Here is a 20,765-nt window from a genome sequence, read left to right on the forward strand (position 1 = left end):
TCATCGCCTCGGCGGGCGGGATTGACCTCGAGTGCGGTTGAGGACGTTGACTCGAGCCATGAGCGACACAACGAGTCAGGCGGCACCGGTCATAGCCGACACCAGCGTGGATCACACGGCGGATCGCGCGGCCATCACCGCGATCATCAAGCGGGTCGAGACCGCGTACAACACCAATGACGCCGAGTTGATGGTGGCCGATCTCGCGCAGAATGCCGTGGTGGGCAATGCTGTCGGCATCCTGCAACACGGGCGGGACGCGGTACTGGAGGCGAGCCGGGCGGGGCTGGCCGGATTCCTGCGGGACCAGTACGTGCGCTACGACGTGCTCGATATCGCCTTCCCCCGCCCGGATGTCGCGATCGCGCACAAGGGGGCGCGCGCGACGGATGCCTCCGGAACGCTGATCGATGCCGATCACGCCATGGTCGCCGTGTATGTGCTGGTCAAGGAGAGCGGCCGCTGGTGGGCGGTGGCGCGGCAGAACACCCTGGTCCCCCGGGCCGAGTAGTTCGGCTCCGGTGAGCCCCCGGCCGGTCCTCGTACACCCCCGGCCGGGGGCTTAATTTTGTCGATCTGACAAAAACGGGGCGCCACCTCTGGTGCGCACGGTTTTAGTCATATAGCCTAAAACACGTGCCTCACTCGAAAGGACAGTGATCACCATGGGTTACGGCCACTGGGACGACAGCGCGTACGCCGCCGCCCGCACCTTCCGCGCCGCGCGCGGACTCGACGATTTCGGCTACACCGCCGCCATGCGCACCCAACCGTGGGAGCGGTGGACCGCGCATCCGGAATTGGACCCCTTCGGCGTCACGGTGCGGGAGTCGCGCGATTCCGCGGATCACGCGCGGTCACTGCCCATCGCGGTGCTCTTCGATGTCACCGGATCGATGCGGGTGGTGCCGCGCATCATGCAGGAGAAGCTCGGCAGATTGCACGGCCTGTTGCGGCGCAAGGGGTACGCGGAGGATCCGCAGATCCTGTTCGGGGCCATCGGCGACGCCGATTGCGATCGGGTGCCGCTACAGGTCGGGCAGTTCGAATCCGACAATCGGATGGACGAGCAGTTGCGCCTCATCCTGCTGGAGGGCGGCGGTGGCGGGCAGAAGTCCGAAAGCTATGAATTGGCCGCGTATTTCATGGCCAAGCACACCGCGACCGACGCGTGGGACAAGCGCGGCGAGCAGGGGTATCTCTTCATCGTCGGCGACGAACTGAACAAGCCCCGGCTGGCGGCCCGCCATATTCGCGGTGTCATCGGTGACGCCGTACACCAGGACATCTCGGTGCGATCGGTCTATCGGGAGCTCGCCGAGCGCTGGCACGTGCACTACATCCTGCCGAATCAGTCCTGCTACTACCGTGATCCGCAGATCGCCGAGCATTGGCGGGACCTGCTGGGCGAACGGTTCCTGCGCCTCGACGATCCGGCGGCCGTGTGCGAACTCATCGCACTCACCATCGGCATCGGCGAGGACCGCGTGGATCTGGACGCGGGCCTGGCGGATCTGCGCGATATCGGCTCCGACACCGAGGCCGCCGCCGTCCACGCGGCGCTCGCGCCGACGGCCGCCCTCCCGCGCGGCCGCGGCGCCGGACCCTCGCCGAGCGACGAAACGCTCGGAAGCTGAAGGGAGACAGCGGTGTTCGGTGACAAGCACCTCATCGTGGTCGATCTCGGCTTCGGCGATGCCGGGAAGGGCGCCACCGTGGACTGGCTGTGCGCACCCGAGACGGGCTTGGACGTGGCGGCCGTGGTGCGTTTCAACGGTGGCGCGCAGGCCGCGCACACCGTGGTCGCGGGCGGACGGCGGCACACCTTCCGGCAGTTCGGATCCGGGACGTTCTCCGGCGTCCCGACCCTGCTGTCGCGGCACATGCTGGTGGAGCCGATCGCCCTCGCCACCGAGGCCCGCGCACTCGCGGCACTCGGCGTCGCCGACCCGCTGTCGCTGCTGTCGGTGGACGGGCGGGCACTGCTGACCACGCCCGTGCACGGGGCCGTCAACCGCTGCCGGGAGGATGCGAGGGGTGCCTCCCGGCACGGTTCCTGCGGTATCGGCATCGGGGAGACGGCACATTACGCGCTCACCCACGACGCGCCGCGTGTGGTCGACTGCCTGCGCCCGGATGTGTTGCGCCGCAAACTCATCGCACTGGAGGAGCACTACCGGCCGCTGCTCGCGGGTGGGACGCACCACCACGAACCGGTGGACGCGCTGATGGCGGTCTACACCGAGTTCGCCCGCACTGTCGCCATCGTGCCCGGTGATCGACTCGCCGGATTCGCGGCCGCGGGCCGTCTGGTCTTCGAGGGCGCGCAGGGTGTGCTGCTCGACGAATGGCGCGGCCTGCACCCGTACACCACCTGGTCAACGGTGGAGCCGCGGAATGCCCGCGCCATGCTCGCCCGCCTCGGCGTGCCCGGCTACGTACTCGGCGTGACCCGCGCCTATCAGACGCGCCACGGCGCGGGACCGTTCCCCACCGAGGATCCGGCGCTGACATTTCCCGAACCACACAACGGATTCGGGCGGTATCAGGGCGCGTTCCGGCGCGGGCATCTCGATCCGATCCTGCTGCGCTATGCCGTGGACGCCTGCGGCGGGGTCGACGGACTCGCCGTGAACCATCTCGACGCCGTGGGCGATATCCGCACGGCCACCGGCTATCTCACCGTCGACGGCGTCGTCGACCGCATCGAGTGCGGCCCCTGGCGGGATCTCGGCTATCAGCGGCGGCTCACCGACACGCTCACCGCCGCCGTGCCGGTGCTGGTGGAGCCGCCCGGCTCGATCCCCGACCACCTCGAGCATCGACTCGGCGTGCCCGTGGTGCTCACCGCCGACGGGCCCGACCGCACCGCTCGTACGCTCCGCACGCGGACTGCGGCATGATGGATCGCCGTGGAGCAGCAATCGGCCGTATCACTCGACGTCGTCGCGCTGCGCTACGGGCGTGACGACAGCACCGTCACGCTCGGCATCGCGGCCCGGCAATGGGATCCGTTCGCCGGTGCGCTCGCCCTGCCCGGGGTGCTGCTGCATCGCGGTGAACGGCTGGCCACCGCCGCCCGCCGGGCCGTCCACACCAAACTCGGTGTCCCCGAGGACGCCATCGCCGCGGTCGGCCAACTCGTCACCTTCGACGAACCCAACCGCGACCCGCGCGGACCGACCCTGTCCATCGCCATGTGGGCGGTGGTCACCGACCGGGGCGACCCGGATACCGAGTGGGTACCGTTCGACCGGGTGCCACCGCTGGCCTTCGACCACAACGGCATCGTCGACACCGCCCGCACCCTCCTCGCCGCCATGCTCTGGAAGGACCTCGTCTTCACCAGAGCCCTGGTGGGAGAGCAGTTCCCCGCCACCCGCGCCGTCGAACTCACCACCGCCCTCGACGGCACCCGTCCGGACCCCGGCAACCTGAACCGCACCCTGGCGGCACTGCCCGGCCTGACCCGCACCGGGGAACGGGTGCGGGTCAAGACGACCGGCCGCCCGGCCGCCGTCTGGGCCTTCGACCGATCCGCCTGAGTCGGGACACCCGCACCGCGACCCGCGCGACTACGGCTGTCGCAGCATCGATTCGACCAGGTCGCGGATGGCAGCGCGCAGGCGATCGGTCGCGCCGCCCCGGGCCATGGTGCGGGGCCACCTCACTGCCCACCGCGCTGAAGGCCAGGCGCGAACGGTAGCCAGCGCACACCGCATCCGTGCCAGGGCGCGTTCGGTGGCGAATTCAGCGAGCGCGAACACGGTTGTCGCAGATCACGACGCAGCACCCACGGCAGGCACGGTACGGGACACAACAGTCACGGTTGACGCAGTACGGCGGTCACCATATCGCGTACGGCCGCCCGCAGCCGGTCGGTCTCGCCGTTGCGAACCATCGCGCGGGCCACATCGCTGCCCACGGCGCTGAACAACAGGCGGGCCACGGAGTCCGCGTCGATGTCGGGGCGCACCTCGCGCAGCAGTGCGGTGATGTGCCGGTCCCAGGTGCCATGGAACTCCGCCACGCGCGGATGCGGCGGCATATGCGCGGACGCCGCGGTCAGTTCGACGTTCTCGGCCATCACGACGGTCATGGCGTCGAAGAACGCGAGCAGTCGCTCCCCGGCGGGCGCGCCGGGGCCCAGCGGCGGCGGGCCGTCGGCGATGGCGGCCATGAGTGTCTCGGCGGGTTCGGCGAGCAGTTCATAGAGCAGGCCGGCGCGGCTGCCGAAGCGGTGGAAGATGGTCCCCTTCCCCACTCCGGCCGCGGCCGCGACCCGGTCCATGGTGACCGCCTCGGCCCCGTGCTCGGCCAGCAGCGCCCGGGTGGCGTCCAGGATGGCGCGGCGGTTCCGTGCCGCGTCCGCCCGCTCTTTGCGCTGTTCAACCGCCATGGCCTCTGCTTTCATTGACAAGTTGACCGCCGGTCCATATCGTTGCGGCAGCAATCTGGACCGATAGTCAAGTTATGGAGTTCGCAATGCAGGCAATCGTAATGACCGCGACGGGTGGGCCCGAGGTCCTGGTGGCGCGGGAGCTGCCCGCACCCCGCCCCCGCCGAAGCGAGGTACTGATTCGCACCGAGGCGATTCCGGTGCTGTTCCCCGAGACCCTGCTGCGCGCCGGCGTCTTCCCGATGCCCGCCGCACCACCGTTGATCTTCGGTACGCAGGCCGCGGGAGTGGTCGTCGAAGCCGGTGCGGACCTCGACACCGCACTGGTCGGACGGCGAGTGCTGGCGGCCTGCGAAGGCTTCGGCACATACGCCGAACTGGTATGCGCCCCAGCCGATTCCATCGTCGAGCTACCCGAGAACCTGTCCGCCACCGACGCCGCCGCGGTGGGCATGAGCGGTTCGGTCGCCCTTCCGCTCCTCGAGACGGCGCGCTTGACCGGGACCGAAACCGTGCTGATCGAGGCCGCCGCGACCGGCGTCGGCGGCTACCTCACCCAGCTCGCGAAGGAGTTCGGTGCGGCCCGCGTCATCGCCACCGCCGGCGGTCCCGTCAAGCTGGCGCGCGCCCGGGAACTCGGCGCGGACGAGGTCGTCGACCACAGCGATCCCGAGTGGACGCGCCACCTGCGCGAGGTGGTGGGCGAGACCACGGTGGATGTCGTATTCGACGCGATCGGCGGCGAATCCGCGACCGCCCTGCTGGATCTCATGACCCCGCTGCGCGGGCGCATGCTCAGTTACGGTTGGCTCTCCGGCGCGCCGGCGCAGGTGCACGCCGCCGACCTGCTCTCGCGCGGCCTCACCCTCATCGGCTGCGCCGGACCCGAGTGGCTGGCCCGGGTCGGTGCGGCCCGCCCGGCCGTCCTCCACCGAGCAGCCTCGGGGTCGTTGTCGGCACTGACCGATCGGGTCCTGCCACTCGACCGCGCCGCGGACGCACACCGGCTCATCGCCGAACGCCGTCCACTGGGCACGATCGTGCTCAGACCCGACGCCCGCGAAGAATAGCGGCGCAGACCGGGATTCGGGCCGCGGTCAGCCGGTGATCTCCCACTCGTAGACGGTCAGTTCCGAGGACCCGGTGGTGTGGATGGGATCGGTGTGGACGAGTTCGCGTGCGGCGTCCAGGTTTTCGGCGGTGATCACGTAGGCGCCGCCGGAGCCGTCGGTGAACGCGCCGGTCTCCACGAGCTGTCCACGCGAACGAACCGCATCGAGCCAGGCTCGATGCGGTTCGACGACGGACCGGTCGAAGCGCGGGGTGCGCATGGCCAGTACGAGATATTTGCGCACTTACGCCTCGTCGGACGGGTCGGCGGGGGCGCTGGCGCGGGTGGCCGCGGCGGCGGCGCGCACCTGCGGCGCCACCTCCACCACGCGGCCGAGCACACCGTTGATGAAGGACGGGGAGTCGTCGGTGGACAGCTCCTTGGCCAGTTCCACCGCCTCGTCGACGGCCACCACCGGCGGAACGTCGTTGGCGTGGAACAGCTCCCACACCGCCACCCGCAGAATGGCGCGGTCCACGGCGGGCAGCCGCGACAGCGTCCAATCCTGCAGGTAGGACTCGATGGTGGCGTCCACCCGGTCCAGATCGTCGGCCACGCCTTCGACCAGCACCCGGGTGTAGGGGTTCACGGGCGCGACCGCGTCATCGCGCAGGGCCAGCGTCACCCGCTCGGCGGTGAGCTCCGCCGGGTCGATGTCGCGCGCCTCGGCCTCGAACAGCAGGTCCACCGCGCGGCGGCGCGCCTTGTGCCGCGCACCCAGCTTCTTGTAGTTCGACTTCTTGTCCACGGGCTGATCGGCCACGGTCACCATTATCCGCGCGTCAGGAGTTGACGCGGCTGATGTAGCTGCCGTCGCGGGTGTCGACCTTCAGCTTGTCGCCGACATTGATGAACAGCGGCACCTGCACCTCGGCCCCGGTCTCGATGGTGGCGGGCTTGGTGCCCGCGCTGGAGCGGTCGCCCTGCAGGCCCGGCTCGGTGTGGGTGACCTCGACCTCGATGGAGACGGGGAGCTCGATGAACAGCGCCTCACCCTCGTACATGGCGATCTGCACGCCCATGTTCTCCAGCAGGAAGCCGCCCGCCTTGCCGACGATGTTCTCGCCCAGGTGGATCTGGTCGAAGGTCTCGCCGTCCATGAAGATGTAGTCCGAGCCGTCGTGGTAGAGGTAGGTCATATCGCGACGGTCGACGGTCGCGGTCTCGACCTTCACACCGGCGTTGAAGGTCTTGTCGACAACCTTGCCGGAGACGACGTTCTTCAGCTTGGTGCGCACGAAGGCGGGACCCTTACCCGGCTTGACGTGCTGGAATTCGACGATCTGCTGGAGCTGATTGTCGATCTTCAGCACGAGGCCGTTCTTGAAGTCGCTGGTGTCCGCCACTGTCTTCGGATCTCCTCATAGTCGGGCAACCGCGTCAGTCGACGACGGTCAGGTCCTTGCTGGTGTGGGTGAGCAGTTCGGGGCCCCCCTTGCGAACCACGAGCGTATCCTCGATCCGGACGCCGCCGCGGCCGGGGAAATACACACCTGGCTCGACGGTCACCGCCACGCCATCCAGCAGTGTACCTGTGCCCGTTTTGGCGATTCCGGGTGCTTCGTGGATCCGCAGGCCGACGCCGTGTCCGAGGCCGTGCACGAACAGCTCGCCGTAGCCGGCTTCCTCTATGACCGCGCGGGAGGCGGCATCCACCGCCTTCGTCGCCACTCCCGGCGCCAGCGCCTCGCGGCCGGCCCGCTGGGCGCGCAGCACCAGGTCGTAGATCTCGCGCTGCCAGTCCGAGGCGTGGCCGAGCACGAAGGTGCGGGTCATATCGGAGTGGTAGCCGCCCACCACCGCCCCGAAGTCGATCTTCACGAAATCGCCGGTGGCCAGTTCCGCTCCGGTCGGGCGGTGATGCGGGACAGCCGAATTCACGCCGGTGGCCACGATGGTCTCGAAGGCCACGGCCTCCGCGCCATGTTCGAACATGAGCCATTCCAGTTCGCGGGCCACCTGGCGTTCGGTGCGACCGGGACGCAGGCCGCCGCGTTCCAATAAGGCGGCCAGCGCCGTGTCGGCGGCGGTGCAGGCGGCCGCGAGCTGGTGCACCTCGAAGGCGTCCTTGACCATCCGCAGCTGTTCGACCAGGCCCGAGACCGGAACCAGATCCAGGCCGGTGGCCTGGGCCAGGAAGGCGCGATGCTGCTCGACGGTGACGATGTGGCTCTCGAAGCCGACGCGGCCGGTCTGCCACTCCCCCGCGATCTCGACGACGCGACGCGCGCTGGCCCGGTTGATCTCCGCTCGCAGATCCGGCGACTGCTCGGCCACCTGGGTGCGGTAGCGGCCGTCGGTGCAGATGACGGTGCGGTCCTCGGTGGTGTCCCAGGCGTACACCAGCAGCGCGGCATTGGACCCGGTGAATCCGGTCAGGTAGCGGATATTGATCAGGTCGGTCACCAGGAGCGCGTCGACCCGGTTCTCCACCAGCAGGTCCCGCAGCGCGGCCCGCCGCAGTGCGTAGTTGGGGCGCGGGCCGGGATCGTGATCAGCCATGCGTCCAAGCTACAGCCGACACGCCGCGACACCGACCCGCAACACGTGGACCCACCCGGTCACGACGGGGGTCGCCGAGGGGAACAGAGGTTGTCCACATCCGAGGTGGTTGTCCACAATTCGCGTTCGGGGCGCCCGCGCGGGCATGCGGCGCGGCAGTCTCGTAGACATGCACCCGATCCCGCTGCTCGGACTTCTCACCTGGTGTGTGGCACTCAGCACCGCGGATCTACGCCACCGGCGGCTGCCGAACCTGCTGACGCTGCCGGGCGCCGCGGTGGTGTTCGGCTACGCCTGGCTCGGCGGCCGGTGGGCGGTCGCACTGGTCGGCGCTGTGCTGCTGGCGGCCCCCTACCTACTGATTCATCTGACGATGCCGTCCGCACTCGGTGCCGGGGATGTGAAACTCGCCCTCGGCCTGGGCGGCGCCAGCGCGCTCGCGGGCGCACAGGCGTGGGTGTGGGCGGCCATCACCGCACCGCTGCTCACCGCCCTCGCGGGCGCGGGCACCCTGCTGGCCGCCCGGGCACGCCCCGGCGGCCGGTGCGGACGCGTGGGCGCACCGGCGTGGACGTGGGCGACGGTCGATCCCGTGGCACATCCGCGCCGCACGGGCGGGCCACCGGTCGGCGGTCCGCGCCGGGCAGCACCCGGGGACAGCCTGATCGGCCCGCGTGCGGAGCTAGCGGAGCGCGGCCTTCCGCGGCCGATGTCGCCTGTCGTCGCCGTACCGCCAGCAACCCTCGCGCACGGTGCCGCCATGTGCGCGGCGAGTGTGGCGGCGATCATGCTGACACGCTGACGTCGCCGTATGCCGGACCGCATGTCGGTGCGACGGTATTCCCATGGAAAGATGGTGCCCGTGTTGCGCTGGATAACTGCCGGAGAATCCCATGGCCCTGCTCTCGTCACGATCCTCGAGGGGATGGTGGCCGGTGTCGAGGTGACCTCCGCCGATGTGGCCGCGCAGCTGGCCCGACGCCGCCTCGGCTACGGCCGCGGCGCGCGCATGAAGTTCGAGGCCGATGTGGTCACCATGGTCGGCGGGGTGCGCCACGGCAAGACCATGGGCGGCCCGGTCGCCATCGAGGTGGCCAACTCCGAGTGGCCCAAGTGGACCCAGGTCATGTCCGCCGACCCGGTGGACGAGGCCGAACTGGCCGAGCTGGCGCGCAATGCCCCGCTCACCCGGCCGCGGCCCGGGCACGCCGACTACTCGGGCATGCTCAAGTACGGCTTCGACGACGCTCGCAACGTGCTCGAGCGCGCCAGCGCCCGTGAGACCGCCGCCCGCGTCGCCGCGGGCACCGTGGCCAAGAACTTCCTGCGCCAGGCCCTCGGGGTCGAGGTGATCTCACATGTGGTGTCCATCGGCACCGCGGCCAACACCACCGGCGTGGTGCCCTCCGCCGCCGATCTCGACGCCATCGACGCCAGCCCGGTGCGCGCGTTCGACGCCGACGCCGAGGCCGCCATGATCGCCGAGATCGAGGCCGCCAAGAAGGACGGCGACACCCTCGGCGGTGTGGTGGAGGTCGTGATCGAGGGCCTGCCCATCGGTCTGGGATCGTTCATCAGCGGCCAGGATCGTCTCGACGCGCGACTCGCGGCCGCCCTCATGGGGATTCAGGCCATCAAGGGTGTCGAGGTGGGTGACGGTTTCGAGACCGCGCGCCGCCGCGGCAGCCAGGCGCACGACGAGATGAAGCCCGGCCCCGACGGCGTGCTGCGCTCGACCAACCGCGCGGGCGGACTCGAGGGCGGGATGACCAATGGCGAGGCGCTGCGGGTGCGGGCGGCCATGAAGCCCATCTCCACGGTGCCGCGGGCGCTGTCCACCGTCGACATGTCCACCGGCGGCGAGGCCGTGGCCATTCACCAGCGCTCCGATGTGTGCGCCGTGCCCGCCGCGGGTGTGGTGGCCGAGGCCATGGTCGCCCTGGTGGTCGCGCAGGCCGCGCTGGAGAAGTTCGGTGGCGACTCGCTGGCCGAGACCGTCGACAACCTCAACAGCTACCTGAAGCGCATCAACGCCCGGCCGCACATTCCGGGCAATACACCGCAGTGACCGATGCGACCGATCCGTCGGAGGCCGCCGCCGCGGCCCCGACGGAGACGGAATCGACGACCGGGACGGCAGCGCACGCACTCTCGGTGGTGCTGGTGGGTCCGCCCGGTGCGGGCAAATCGACCATCGGCCGCAAGCTGGCCCGCGAACTCGGGCTGGAACTCTACGACACCGACGCCGGTATCGAGGAGCGCACCGGACGCACCATCCCGGAGATCTTCGCCGCCGACGGTGAACCCGAGTTCCGCCGGATCGAGGAAGAGGTGGTCCGCGAGGCCGTCCTCGCCGGGCACGGCGTCATCTCCCTCGGCGGCGGGTCGGTGCTGTCCGCCGCCACTCGCGAAGTGCTGCGCGGCCGCACCGTCATCTACCTGGAAATCAGTGTGGGCGAAGGACTCCGGCGCACCGGTGCCAGCACCAACCGCCCCCTGCTCACCGGCGACGATCCGGCCGGGAAGTACCGCGAGCTGATGAAGATCCGCCGCCCGCTCTACCGCGAGGTGGCGACCATCCGCGTCCGCACCGACGGCCGCAGCCCCGGCCGCGTCGTCCGTATGATCCTGGCCAAACTCGGCATCGAACCCACCGAGAAGCCGGACCCCACCGAACCCACCGGACCCACTCCCACCCCGAGCGGCCGCTCCCGCGCCCGCCGCCGACGCCGCCGCGGACGCGGCCGAAGCGAAGCACAGACCACCGCACCCACCACCGACGCCGCCTCGGCCCACAGCACCGCGGATCCAGTCACCGCGGCCCCTGACAGTTCCGACCCGGCCACCTCGGGTGCGACCCACGCCACGCCTGCCCGCACAGACTCAGCCACCGCTGCTTCGCCCGGCACGACTCCACCTGCCGCCGTAACGGATTCGGGTTCCTCCCCCGCAACCCCCGGGACCGCCCAGCACCGCGACCAACCGTCCGGCCAAGGTGCCGACGCCGCCGCGCCGAAGCGCAAACGCCGCAACCGCCGCTCGCGCCGCCGCCGCACCCCCGAGGTGACCCCGGGAACCGGTGCCGCGACCGACTCGAGCGGCCCGGCCACCACGCCCGACCACGGCCGGGACAGTGGCCGCACCCCCACCCCGGCCGCCACGCCCACTGTGGGCACGAGCGACACAGCGAACCGACCGGGCGACAGCACCGCGACGTCGTCGCGCCCCACCGGTCACCGCCGTCGATCACGCCGCGCGACCCGCCCCACCGGCCCGGCCGCCACCGGAATACCCACCCCCGCAGCGGCATCCGGCCCAGCCCCGGGTTCCCAGTCCGCACGTTCTGCACACCGTCCCAGCACGACGCAGGCACAGCCGACATCGCCCGAGCCACGGAGCGGACGGCCGGAACAGATCGGTGCCTCCGATATCGAGTCCAGGGCCGATCGCCCGTTCGGCATGTCGCAGGCGTCGGCTGGGACAGCGGACGCCCCCGACAGCCCGAACACACCCGCCCGCACAGCCGACAGTTCCGGTCGAACCACGGTGAATGCGCCTGGTGGTGACCGGGATTCGACCTACAGTCGCCACCGACTCCGCAGCCACGAGGGGTCCCCCGGCACCGACTCGGTCGGCGGTGATCCGATCACAGCACACGAGGGCTCGACGCCCGGTCCCGCTGTGGCGGAACCGCGTACCCGGCTACGGTCGGACAGTGCGGGCGAGCCGACAACAGGACGCACCTCGGCAGGCGTCCCGGAGCACGACGCCAGCGGCGCTGCCGACGCCGCTCCCCCGGGGCGGTCCCGGCGGGCGCGGGCGCGCAGGGCGCGGGCGCGGCGGGCCCGGGAGGCTCGGGCCGAGCAGCGGGAAACGGGTGAGAGCCCAGCACAATTCGCACGAGAAGAATCGGAGCACTGATGAGCGAGCCGACCCGTATCGACGTCCGCACGGCCGACCCGTATCCGGTGATCATCGGGCGGGGGCTGCTGGGGGATCTGGTCGAGCAGGTGACCGGGAAGTCCGGGGTGCGGACGGTGGCCATCTTCTATCAGCCGCCGCTGGCCGAGACCGCCGAGGTGGTGCGACAGGCCCTCGCCGACAAGGGGATCGACGCGCACCGGGTGGAGATTCCGGATGCGGAGGCCGGTAAGGATCTGGCGGTGGCCGGATTCTGCTGGGAGGTGCTGGGCCGGATCGGCCTGACCCGCAAGGATGTCGTGATCAGCCTGGGCGGCGGCGCGGCCACCGATCTGGCCGGATTCGTGGCGGCCACCTGGATGCGCGGCGTGCGCATCATCCACGTGCCGACCACGCTGCTGGCCATGGTGGACGCGGCGGTCGGCGGCAAGACCGGCATCAATACCGAGGCGGGCAAGAATCTGGTCGGCTCCTTCCACGAACCGTCCGCCGTCATGGTCGATCTGGCGACGCTGGAAACCGTGCCGCGCAATGAGATCGTCGCGGGCATGGCCGAGATCATCAAGGCCGGTTTCATCGCCGATCCGGTCATTCTCGATCTGGTGGAGCGTGATCCGCAGGCCGCGCTGGACCCGACCGGCGAGGTGCTGCCCGAACTGATCCGGCGCGCCATCCAGGTCAAGGCCGATGTGGTGGCCGCCGACCTGAAGGAATCCGACCTGCGCGAGATCCTCAACTACGGACATACGCTGGGCCACGCCATCGAACGCCGGGAGCGCTACCGGTGGCGTCACGGTGCGGCCGTCTCGGTCGGCCTGGTCTTCGCCGCCGAACTGGGCCGCCTGGCGGGCCGGCTCGACGACGCCACCGCCGACCGCCACGCGGCCATCCTGTCCAGCATCGGCCTGCCGATCAGCTACGACGCCGACGCGCTGCCCGAACTGCTGAAGTCCATGCAGACCGATAAGAAGACCCGCTCCGGCGTCATCCGCTTCGTGGTCCTGGACGGCCTCGCCAAGCCGGGCCGCCTGGAGGGTCCGGACCCCTCGCTCATGGCCGCCGCCTACTCCGCGGTCGCCCGCAACGAGAATCCGGGCGGCAGCGCGATTCTGCTCTGAGCGGGATGGGTTCCGCGGCCGGTTCCACGCCGCGGAACCACCGGTTGCGGCACCGCCCGCCGGAAACGAATCGGTCGCCCGCACGCGAGCGTGGGGCGGCCGACGGGTGTTCCGCCACTCAGGCGTTGGCGGAGTCCTTGGTCAGCGCGACGGTGTCGGCATCGGCACCGGCGTCGGCATCGGCACCGGTGCCGGTGGCGGAACCGCCGGTGTTCTCCTTGCGCCGCACCAGGTAGCGGCCGAGCGCCACGCCGAGCACACCGGGGATGAAGATCAGCAGGACGATGAACGACGCCCCGAAGGTGAGCTCGAACAGCAGGCCCTGATCGCCGAGGTCGAATTCGGGCAGGAAGTCGAGCAGCCAGGCGACCGCCCCGCCGCCGATGCCGCCCGCCAGACCCGCCTTCAGCCAGCGCATGGTGAGGTCGTCGCCGGTCCCGGAGGTGGCGTCGGCGCGGCCGTCGAGGTGGCCCCAGGCGATGACGGCGGCGATGAGGACGAGTAGCCCCAGCGGGCGCATCCAGGAGCCGTTGGTCGGCCAGTACACCATGGCGAAGCCGAGCACGGTACGCAGCACCACGGTCAGCGCTCCGAGACCCACGGCGCGCAACACCCACGCATTCATGTCGATCACCCTAGCCTGTCCGGCCCCGACACTGAACTGGAACCCGTTACAGAATCTCGCTCATTCACGCAGCGTCGCGGCCGTGACGGTGCCGCTCACGCTTCCAGGGTGGCCGCCATGGCCGCGCGCGGAGCCGGCTTCCCGGTGAACTGCTCCACCTGACCGTATGCCTGGTTCAGCAGCATCTGCAGCCCGCTCACCACGGTGTGCCCGGCGCGCGCCACGGCGTCGGCGAGCGGCGTCGGCCACGGATCGTAGATGGCGTCGAGCACCACCGGCGCCTGCGCGACGGCATCCGCCACGGTCGCCGCCGCGGCCGCGGGCACCGTGCTGACCACGGCGTCGACATCGGAGCACACGAATCCCAGTGCCTCTGGATCGAAGCCGATGACCTCGGCCGACATGCCGAGTCGCGCCGCCAGATCCAGGGTGTCGGCCGCCCGCCCCCGGTCCCGGGCGACAATGGTGACGGTGTGCGCGCCCAGCTCGGCCAGCGCCAGCAGGGCGGGTCGCGCGGTACCGCCCGCGCCGAGCACCACCGCCCGCGCCACCTCCACGACGCCGCCGCCTTCGAGCGCGCCGCGCACGCCGTCCACATCGGTGCAGTCCGCGCGCCACCCGGTGTCGGTGCGCACCAGGGTGTTCGCGGAGCCGACGAGTTCGGCCCGGTCGGTGCGCTCGGTGGCGTAGTCGAGGGCCGCGACCTTGCCGGGCATGGTCACCGACAGGCCCACCCATTCCGGTCCGAGTCCGTCGACGAAGCCGGGCAGCTGTTCCGCGGTGCATTCGACGCGTTCGTAGGTCCAGTCCAGGCCGAGTGCGCGGTATGCCGCCAGGTGCAGCTGCGGCGAACGCGAATGCGATATCGGGCTGCCCAGTACGGCCGCCCGGCGAACCTCACCGTCCACTGTCGAGAATTCCACTTTCTTGGGCCTTGGTGATATTGCGCAGGTGCTCACCGTAGCTTTCGGTGAACAGGGTGGTCCCCTGCTTGTCGATGGTCACGAAGTACAGCCACGGCCCCGGTTCGGGATTCTCCATGGCGCGCAAGGCATCCAGCGACGGCGCGGAGATCGGTGTGGCGGGCAGGCCGGACATGGCGTAGGTGTTCCACGGTGTCTCGCGGGCCCGGTCGGCGTCGGTGGTGGCCACCTCGGTCTTGTCCAGGGTGTAGTTGACCGTGGAGTCGAATTGCAGCGGCTGCCCGACCTCCAGGCGGTTCACGATGACCCGCGCCACCTTCGACATATCGTTGGGCAGGGCTTCCCGCTCCACCAGCGAGGCGGCGACCAGGGTTTCGTACGGGGTGAGGCCGTTGGCGCCGCCGGATTGCAGCAGGCCGGTCTCCTCGTACCGCGCGGCACTCTCCGACACCAGCTGTTTCAGGATCTGCTCGGGAGTGCCGCTGGGATCGAAGTCCAGGGTGCCCGCGGCGATCAGCCCCTCCAGCTGACGGCTGCGGTCGGGTACGGTGCGCACCCGTTCCAGGGCCCACTCCGGCACGCCGAGCGCGACCGGATCGCTCGCGCCGGCCGCCTCCAACTGCTCGTAGCTGACGCATTTGCCGGATACGCAGCTGGCGTCGGCGATCTTGCGGTAGATGCCGTCCTTGCGCGCGCCGGTGTGCACATCGGTGGAGTCGTGCAGCTGCCGCCCCTCGGACAGCACCACATTCCCGACCCGCGACGAGTTGTCGACCAGGGCGGCCACGGCGTCGGCGGCCGGGCTGTGGGTCGGGATGGCGTAGTAGCCGGGTTGCAGCGAGTTCATGCCGTCGTTCTTGACCGCGGCCTCGTAGAAGGCGGCCGTGCTGGCGACGACACCCTTGTCGTACATGGTTTCGGCGATCTCGTTGGCCGTTTCGCCCGGCTGCACGCGCACCACCGCGACCGGACCGGCCGGACCGGCGAAGTCCTCCGGCGGGGTGTACCGGTTCATCACCTTCAGCAGCGCGAATCCGGCGGCGCCGGCGAACAGTACGGCGAAGACGAAGGTGAAGATCCAGATATTGCGCCGCCGCCGCTTGCGCTCGGCCGCCTTGCGCGAGGCCACCCGCGAGGAGCGACGGCCGCGCTGCGTGCCCGAGCGGGAGCCGGAGCGGCCACCCGCGCCACCGGCGCGCGCTCCCACGCGCCGTCCGGAAGTCCCTGTCTCCGAGCCGGTTTCGGCGCGCCGGGAGCGGTCTCCGGCGCGGCGCATGGTGTTTCGCCGCGGCGGCTCGTCCGCATCCGTGTAGCGCGGGATGACGGTGGTGTCGTCCTCGTAGTCGTCGGCCACCTCGTCCCAGTCGAGATCGTCGCGGCGGTATCGACGCTCGGCGTCCTGCCGGTAGCGTTCCTCGGCTCGAGTCCAGCGGTCCGTCATGCATCATCCCCGCGGTCGACCGACTTCACAAGCGCACTCCGTTCGTCCAACCAGCCTTGCAGGATCGATACGGCGGCCGCCTGATCGATGACCCGCCGCTGCCCGCGCGCGCGAACTCCACTGTCCCGCAAGGCGCGTGCAGCAGACACCGTAGTCAAACGTTCGTCGGAAAGCCGCACCGGGACGGGAGCTATCAGTCTCCGCAAACGCTCAGCGAATACGGTGGCGAGCTTGGCCGACGATCCGTTCTCTCCGCGCAGCGTGCGTGGCAGACCGACGATCACCTCGACGGCCTCGTACTCCCGCACAATATCCGCAATGCGGGTGAGTTCGGGGGCAATCGCACCCTTGGGTATCTGTTTCGCCCGCTGCACGGTCTCCACGGGCGTGGCGAGGATGCCGTCGGGATCCGAGGCCGCGACGCCGATGCGCACGGTGCCGACATCGATGCCGATCCGCCGCCCTCGACCCGGATCCCGGGCGAGGTCGGGACGTGACGGCGCTGTTGCCGACGCCGATCCGGATGTCGATCCGGACGCCGGTTCACGATGCGGCACGCCCGGCGCGTCCCGGCCCGGATCCGCGCCCGGCACGACCCCCGGCGCAGCCGCGCCCGGTACGGGTCGGGCGTCGCCGTGGACGCCCGACCGTGGTGAATCGGATTCGGCCATCAGCCCGCGAGCTCGGCCACCCGTGCCCGCACCGCGGCCAGCCCGGCCGCGATTCCCGACGGGTCCGAGCCCGCGCCCTGCGCCATCTCCGGCTTGCCGCCGCCGCGTCCGGCGATGGACGGACCGAACGAGTCGACCAGGTCACCGGCGGCAATGCCGAGTTCCTGGGCGGCCTTGGTCACCGCGACCACGAACGGCACCTTGCCGTCGGCATTGCCGAGCAGCACCACCACGGCGGGCTGGGTGCCGAAGCGGCCCTTGATATCGGAGACCAGGGTGCGCAGATCACCCGCGCCCACACCCTCGGGCGCGGCCTCGGCGACCAACAGCACCTCACCCACGCGCTGCGCGGCGTCGACGAACGTGCCCGCGCTCGACAGCACGGCGGCCATCTTGGTGCGCTCGAGTTCCTTCTCGGCAACCTTGAGCCGCTCCACCAACTGCTCCACCCGCGCAGGCACCTCGTCGGAGGGCACCTTCAGCGAGGAGGCCACACCGGCCAGCAGCGCCCGCTCCTTGGCCAGGTACTTGTAGGAGTCCAAGCCGACGAACGCTTCCACGCGGCGGATACCGGAGCCGACCGAGGACTCGCCGAGCACGGTGATCGGGCCGATCTGCGAGGAATGCGCCACGTGCGTACCACCGCACAGCTCCATGGAGAACGGTCCGCCGATCTCCACCACGCGCACCTCGTCGCCGTAGTTCTCGCCGAACAGGGCCAGCGCGCCCATCTGCTTGGCCTTGGGCAGATCGGTGACGAAGGTGTTCACCGCGTAGTCCGCGCCCACCGCGTCATTGGACACGGCCTCGATATCGGCCTTCTGCTGCTCGGTCAGCTGACCCTGCCAGTTGAAGTCGAACCGCAGATAGCCGGGCTTGTTGAGCGAACCGGCCTGCACCGCGTTGGGGCCGAGCACCTGCCGCAGCGCGGCGTGCACCATGTGGGTGCCCGAGTGGCCCTGGGTCGCGCCGCGCCGCCACGCCGGATCGGCCTGGGCCAGCACGGTATCGCCCTCGGTGAGCTGCCCGGCCTCAACGGTGGTCTTGTGCACCCACAGCTTCTTGGCGATCTTCTGCACATCGTTGACGCGCACCCTCAACCCGTGCGAGGAGGTGATGGTGCCGCGGTCGGCGATCTGACCGCCGGACTCGGCATAGAGCGGGCTGCGGTCCAGGATCACCTCGACATCGGTGCCCGCCTCGGCCACCGGCACCCGCACGCCGTCGGCGATGAGCGCCAGAACCGTTGCCTCCGAGGTCAGTTCGTCGAACCCGGTGAACTCGGTCGCGCCGCGGTCGACCAGTTCCTTGTAGATGGACAGATCCGCGTGGGCGTGCTTGCGTGCGGCGGCGTCCTCCTTGGCGCGCTGGCGCTGCTCGGCCATGAGCGAGCGGAAGCCCGCCTCGTCCACCTCGAGCCCGGCCTCCGACGCCATCTCCAGGGTCAGATCGATCGGGAAACCGTAGGTATCGTGCAGGGTGAAGGCGTCCGAACCGGCGATCTTCCGGCCGCCCTGGGCCTTCAGCTGTTCGACGGTCTCGTCGAACAGCTTGGAGCCGGTGTTCAGCGTCTTGAGGAAGGCGGTCTCCTCGCCGACGGCCACCGTCTCGATGCGCTTGTAGTCGGTGGACAGCTCCGGATACGACGGCGCCATGAGATCGCTGACGACCTTCATGAATTCGGCCATCACCGGCTTCTCCGCGCCGAGCAGGCGGGCCGAGCGCACGATGCGGCGCAGCAGGCGGCGCAGCACGTAGCCACGACCGTCATTGCCCGGGTTCACGCCGTCGGCGATGAGCATGGCGGAGCTGCGCACGTGGTCGGCGATGACGCGGAAGCGCACGTCGTCGGCGTGCTCCACGCCGTAGGAGCGGCCGGTCAGCTGCTCGGCCTTGTCGATGATGGGGCGCAGCAGGTCGGTTTCGTAGACGTTCTCCACGCCCTGCAGCAGCATGGCGACGCGCTCGACGCCCATACCGGTGTCGATGTTCTTCTTGGGCAGCGAACCGACCGGCGGGAAGCCCTGCTTGGGGCTCTGCTCACCACGGATGTCCTGCATGAACACCAGGTTCCAGATCTCGAGGTAGCGGTCCTCGTCGGCGACCGGGCCGCCTTCCGCACCGTATTCCGGACCGCGGTCGTAGTAGATCTCCGAGCAGGGGCCGCCGGGACCGGGCACGCCCATATCCCAGTAGTTGTCCTTGCCGTCGCGGAACTGGATGCGCTCGGTGGGGATACCGGCGACGCGGTGCCAGATCTCGGCCGCCTCCGGATCGGATTCGTAGGCGGTGACCCAGATGCGCTCGGGGTCGAAGCCGAAGCCACCTTCTTCCTGGGACTTGGTGATCAGCTCCCAGGCGAGGGTGATGGCCCCCTCCTTGAAGTAGTCGCCGAAGGAGAAGTTTCCGGCCATCTGGAAGAACGTGTTGTGCCGGGTGGTGACGCCCACCTCTTCGATGTCACCGGTGCGCACGCACTTCTGCACGCTGGTCGCCCGGGTGTACGGCGGTGCCTCCTGGCTCAGGAAATACGGCTTGAACTGGACCATGCCTGCGTTGACGAACAGCAGGTTGGGGTCGGGCAGGACCAGCGAGGCACTGGGTACCTCGGTGTGTCCGGCACGAACGAAATGCTCCAGGAAGCGCCGTCGAATCTCGTGGGTCTGCACAACTATCCAGCCTACCGTTGCCGGTCCAGCGGGTTTTCGGCGACCACCGCCGGATGGCTACCATCGCCGGGGTGACTGTGATCCCGGACCCATCAGCGCCCTTTCCACTGCCGCATACCGACCGGACCGTCTTCCTGAAGCCGCACGTCGAATCCGACAAGATCGAGGTCGGCGAGTACACCTACTTCGATGATCCGGACGCGGCCACCGACTTCGAGAACCGCAATGTGCTGTACGCCTTCGGCCCGGAGAAACTGGTGATCGGCAAATTCTGCGCGATCGCCACCGGCACCCGCTTCATCATGGCCGGGGCCAACCACCCCACCCAGGGCGTATCCACCTTCCCCTTCACCATCTTCGGCGGCACCTGGGCCGATGAGACCATGGACATCATCACGTCCATCCCCAGCAAGGGCGACACCGTCGTCGGCAATGACGTCTGGTTCGGCTACAACACTCTGATCATGCCCGGCGTCCGCATCGGCGACGGTGCCGTCATCGCCACCGGCGCGGTCGTCACCACCGACGTTCCGCCCTACACCATCGTCGGCGGCAACCCGGCCCAACCGGTCAAACAGCGCTACCCCGACGAGGACGTCGCCCGCCTGCTCCGCGCGGCCTGGTGGAACTGGCCGGTCGAACTCATCACGACGCACGTGCGCGCCATCATGGCGGGCACCCCGCGTGACATCGAGAAGATCGCGGTCGAGAACGGGCTGATCACGCCGTAACACACGCGCCAGCGATGCCGCCGATGCCTACCCACGCTCCGTGTACGGGCATCGGACACGCATCGCCTCAGCGGACGAAATCCTTCAACGGCTCGGTATCCAGCGTGATTCCGATCGGCTCCGGCAGTTCGACTCGCTCACCGAACGGGAGACGAATGATCGAGGAGTACACCGACCGGACCGGTCGGCTGTACACCACGACTTCCGCAGCGTCACGGTCGATCAAGAGGTACACCGGGATTCCCGTTTCCGCGTAGGCACGCGGCTTCTGCACGCGGTCACGACGGTCGGTATCCGAATCAAATGACGTTACCTCCGCAGCCAACAGAACTGGATCCGGATTCTTCCAGAGCGGTTGACCTGCGAACGAACGCTTCGGCGCGATGACCGCGTCGGGAATTGCCCGGCCTCCTCGATACGCCTCGACCTTCAACTCGTTTCCCGGATAGATCGACAGATCGGGCCGCTGCTGGAAGACGTGTTCCATCAGCCACTGGACTATCTCGACATGATCGCCGTCGGGCACCGGCTTGACCCCCAGCTTGCCGTAGATGAATTCGAGCCTGATCCCCTCACCCGCTTGCTGGGCGAGTCGCGCAAGTTCTTCGAAATCCTCGACGAGCATCTGCGGTCGGTCAGCCATGGCGGTCACCG

20 protein-coding genes and 1 pseudogene are annotated in these 20,765 nt (G+C 69.7%); 10 read left to right on the top strand and 11 right to left on the bottom strand.

Going from position 1 to position 20,765, the window contains the following annotated elements; translation table 11 throughout:
- The first annotated feature begins 58 nt into the window (after window positions 1–58).
- The 4 genes from FOH10_RS17340 (at window position 59) to FOH10_RS17355 (ending at window position 3,545) form a co-directional block, all read left to right on the top strand.
- On the top strand, window positions 59–511 hold the full coding sequence (locus tag FOH10_RS17340) for an SgcJ/EcaC family oxidoreductase (RefSeq protein WP_029924397.1): 453 nt from the start codon (window positions 59–61) through the stop codon (window positions 509–511).
- Between the two features lie 154 nt (window positions 512–665).
- Complete coding sequence (locus FOH10_RS17345; RefSeq protein ID WP_244961253.1) at window positions 666–1,637, top strand: hypothetical protein; 972 nt, start codon at window positions 666–668, stop codon at window positions 1,635–1,637.
- Between the two features lie 12 nt (window positions 1,638–1,649).
- Entirely contained in the window at window positions 1,650–2,903 is a 1,254-nt protein-coding gene (locus tag FOH10_RS17350; RefSeq protein ID WP_143981521.1) for an adenylosuccinate synthetase, read from the top strand.
- A 9-nt stretch (window positions 2,904–2,912) separates the two neighbouring features.
- Window positions 2,913–3,545, top strand: coding sequence for an NUDIX hydrolase (locus FOH10_RS17355; RefSeq protein WP_143981522.1), 633 nt, complete (start codon window positions 2,913–2,915; stop codon window positions 3,543–3,545).
- Between the two features lie 278 nt (window positions 3,546–3,823).
- Here FOH10_RS17355 and FOH10_RS17360 read toward each other — a convergent pair whose 3' ends face one another.
- Window positions 3,824–4,399 (bottom strand): TetR/AcrR family transcriptional regulator, encoded by a 576-nt coding sequence (locus tag FOH10_RS17360; protein ID WP_143981523.1) that lies wholly within the window; start codon window positions 4,397–4,399, stop codon window positions 3,824–3,826.
- Window positions 4,400–4,485: 86 nt separating this feature from the next.
- Between FOH10_RS17360 and FOH10_RS17365 the strand changes: the two genes are divergently transcribed.
- Window positions 4,486–5,469 (top strand): quinone oxidoreductase family protein, encoded by a 984-nt coding sequence (locus FOH10_RS17365; RefSeq protein ID WP_143981524.1) that lies wholly within the window; start codon window positions 4,486–4,488, stop codon window positions 5,467–5,469.
- Between the two features lie 27 nt (window positions 5,470–5,496).
- On the opposite strand, the gene FOH10_RS17370 is transcribed toward FOH10_RS17365, so the two are convergent.
- Genes FOH10_RS17370 through FOH10_RS17385 form a run of 4 tightly spaced genes read right to left on the bottom strand, consistent with a single transcriptional unit; the run spans window position 5,497 to window position 8,012 of the window.
- On the bottom strand, window positions 5,497–5,754 hold the full coding sequence (locus FOH10_RS17370; RefSeq protein WP_221937836.1) for a YciI family protein: 258 nt from the start codon (window positions 5,752–5,754) through the stop codon (window positions 5,497–5,499).
- Window positions 5,755–6,273 (bottom strand): transcription antitermination factor NusB, encoded by a 519-nt coding sequence (gene nusB / locus FOH10_RS17375; RefSeq protein ID WP_039815178.1) that lies wholly within the window; start codon window positions 6,271–6,273, stop codon window positions 5,755–5,757.
- A gap of 19 nt (window positions 6,274–6,292) precedes the next feature.
- Window positions 6,293–6,856 carry an elongation factor P gene (efp, locus tag FOH10_RS17380; protein ID WP_029924386.1) on the bottom strand — a complete coding sequence of 188 codons (564 nt, stop codon included), beginning with the start codon at window positions 6,854–6,856 and terminating at the stop codon, window positions 6,293–6,295.
- Window positions 6,857–6,890: 34 nt separating this feature from the next.
- Window positions 6,891–8,012 (bottom strand): M24 family metallopeptidase, encoded by a 1,122-nt coding sequence (locus FOH10_RS17385; RefSeq protein WP_143981525.1) that lies wholly within the window; start codon window positions 8,010–8,012, stop codon window positions 6,891–6,893.
- Window positions 8,013–8,181: 169 nt separating this feature from the next.
- On the opposite strand from FOH10_RS17385, the gene FOH10_RS17390 reads away from it, so the two are divergent.
- The 4 genes and pseudogenes from FOH10_RS17390 (at window position 8,182) to aroB (ending at window position 13,051) form a co-directional block, all read left to right on the top strand.
- Window positions 8,182–8,814, top strand: a complete 633-nt coding sequence (locus FOH10_RS17390; RefSeq protein ID WP_143981526.1) for a prepilin peptidase — start codon at window positions 8,182–8,184, stop codon at window positions 8,812–8,814.
- Window positions 8,815–8,874: 60 nt separating this feature from the next.
- A complete protein-coding gene (gene aroC, locus FOH10_RS17395) occupies window positions 8,875–10,080 on the top strand; it encodes a chorismate synthase (protein ID WP_143984158.1) in 1,206 nt (401 codons plus the stop codon).
- A gap of 86 nt (window positions 10,081–10,166) precedes the next feature.
- A pseudogene (locus FOH10_RS17400) lies at window positions 10,167–10,652 on the top strand (shikimate kinase); the annotation flags it as partial.
- A 1,280-nt stretch (window positions 10,653–11,932) separates the two neighbouring features.
- Window positions 11,933–13,051: a 3-dehydroquinate synthase gene (gene aroB, locus FOH10_RS17405; RefSeq protein ID WP_143981527.1), complete on the top strand. Its 1,119-nt coding sequence runs from the start codon at window positions 11,933–11,935 to the stop codon at window positions 13,049–13,051.
- Window positions 13,052–13,169: 118 nt separating this feature from the next.
- Here the strand turns inward: aroB and FOH10_RS17410 are convergent, their stop codons facing one another.
- The 5 genes from FOH10_RS17410 to alaS all read right to left on the bottom strand — a co-directional run bounded on the left by FOH10_RS17410 (window position 13,170) and on the right by alaS (window position 19,380).
- Window positions 13,170–13,676 (bottom strand): B-4DMT family transporter, encoded by a 507-nt coding sequence (locus FOH10_RS17410; RefSeq protein WP_186000517.1) that lies wholly within the window; start codon window positions 13,674–13,676, stop codon window positions 13,170–13,172.
- Between the two features lie 95 nt (window positions 13,677–13,771).
- Window positions 13,772–14,599, bottom strand: coding sequence for a shikimate dehydrogenase (locus FOH10_RS17415; protein WP_425326088.1), 828 nt, complete (start codon window positions 14,597–14,599; stop codon window positions 13,772–13,774).
- Window positions 14,574–16,040: an endolytic transglycosylase MltG gene (locus tag FOH10_RS17420; protein ID WP_143981528.1), complete on the bottom strand. Its 1,467-nt coding sequence runs from the start codon at window positions 16,038–16,040 to the stop codon at window positions 14,574–14,576. The genes FOH10_RS17415 and FOH10_RS17420 overlap by 26 nt, the downstream gene beginning before the upstream one ends.
- Entirely contained in the window at window positions 16,037–16,597 is a 561-nt protein-coding gene (ruvX, locus tag FOH10_RS17425; RefSeq protein WP_029924369.1) for a Holliday junction resolvase RuvX, read from the bottom strand. The genes FOH10_RS17420 and ruvX overlap by 4 nt, the downstream gene beginning before the upstream one ends.
- A 113-nt stretch (window positions 16,598–16,710) precedes the next feature.
- Window positions 16,711–19,380 carry an alanine--tRNA ligase gene (gene alaS, locus FOH10_RS17430; RefSeq protein WP_143981529.1) on the bottom strand — a complete coding sequence of 890 codons (2,670 nt, stop codon included), beginning with the start codon at window positions 19,378–19,380 and terminating at the stop codon, window positions 16,711–16,713.
- A 53-nt stretch (window positions 19,381–19,433) separates the two neighbouring features.
- Between alaS and FOH10_RS17435 the strand changes: the two genes are divergently transcribed.
- The gene (locus tag FOH10_RS17435) at window positions 19,434–20,111 is read left to right on the top strand and encodes a CatB-related O-acetyltransferase (RefSeq protein WP_221937837.1); all 678 of its coding nucleotides are present in this window, start codon (window positions 19,434–19,436) and stop codon (window positions 20,109–20,111) included.
- Between the two features lie 67 nt (window positions 20,112–20,178).
- On the opposite strand, the gene FOH10_RS17440 is transcribed toward FOH10_RS17435, so the two are convergent.
- The gene (locus FOH10_RS17440; RefSeq protein WP_218007355.1) at window positions 20,179–20,754 is read right to left on the bottom strand and encodes a Uma2 family endonuclease; all 576 of its coding nucleotides are present in this window, start codon (window positions 20,752–20,754) and stop codon (window positions 20,179–20,181) included.
- Window positions 20,755–20,765 lie beyond the last annotated feature (11 nt).

This window comes from Nocardia otitidiscaviarum (assembly GCF_007362295.1).
In the GTDB taxonomy this organism is placed as follows: Bacteria; Actinomycetota; Actinomycetes; order Mycobacteriales; family Mycobacteriaceae; genus Nocardia; species Nocardia otitidiscaviarum.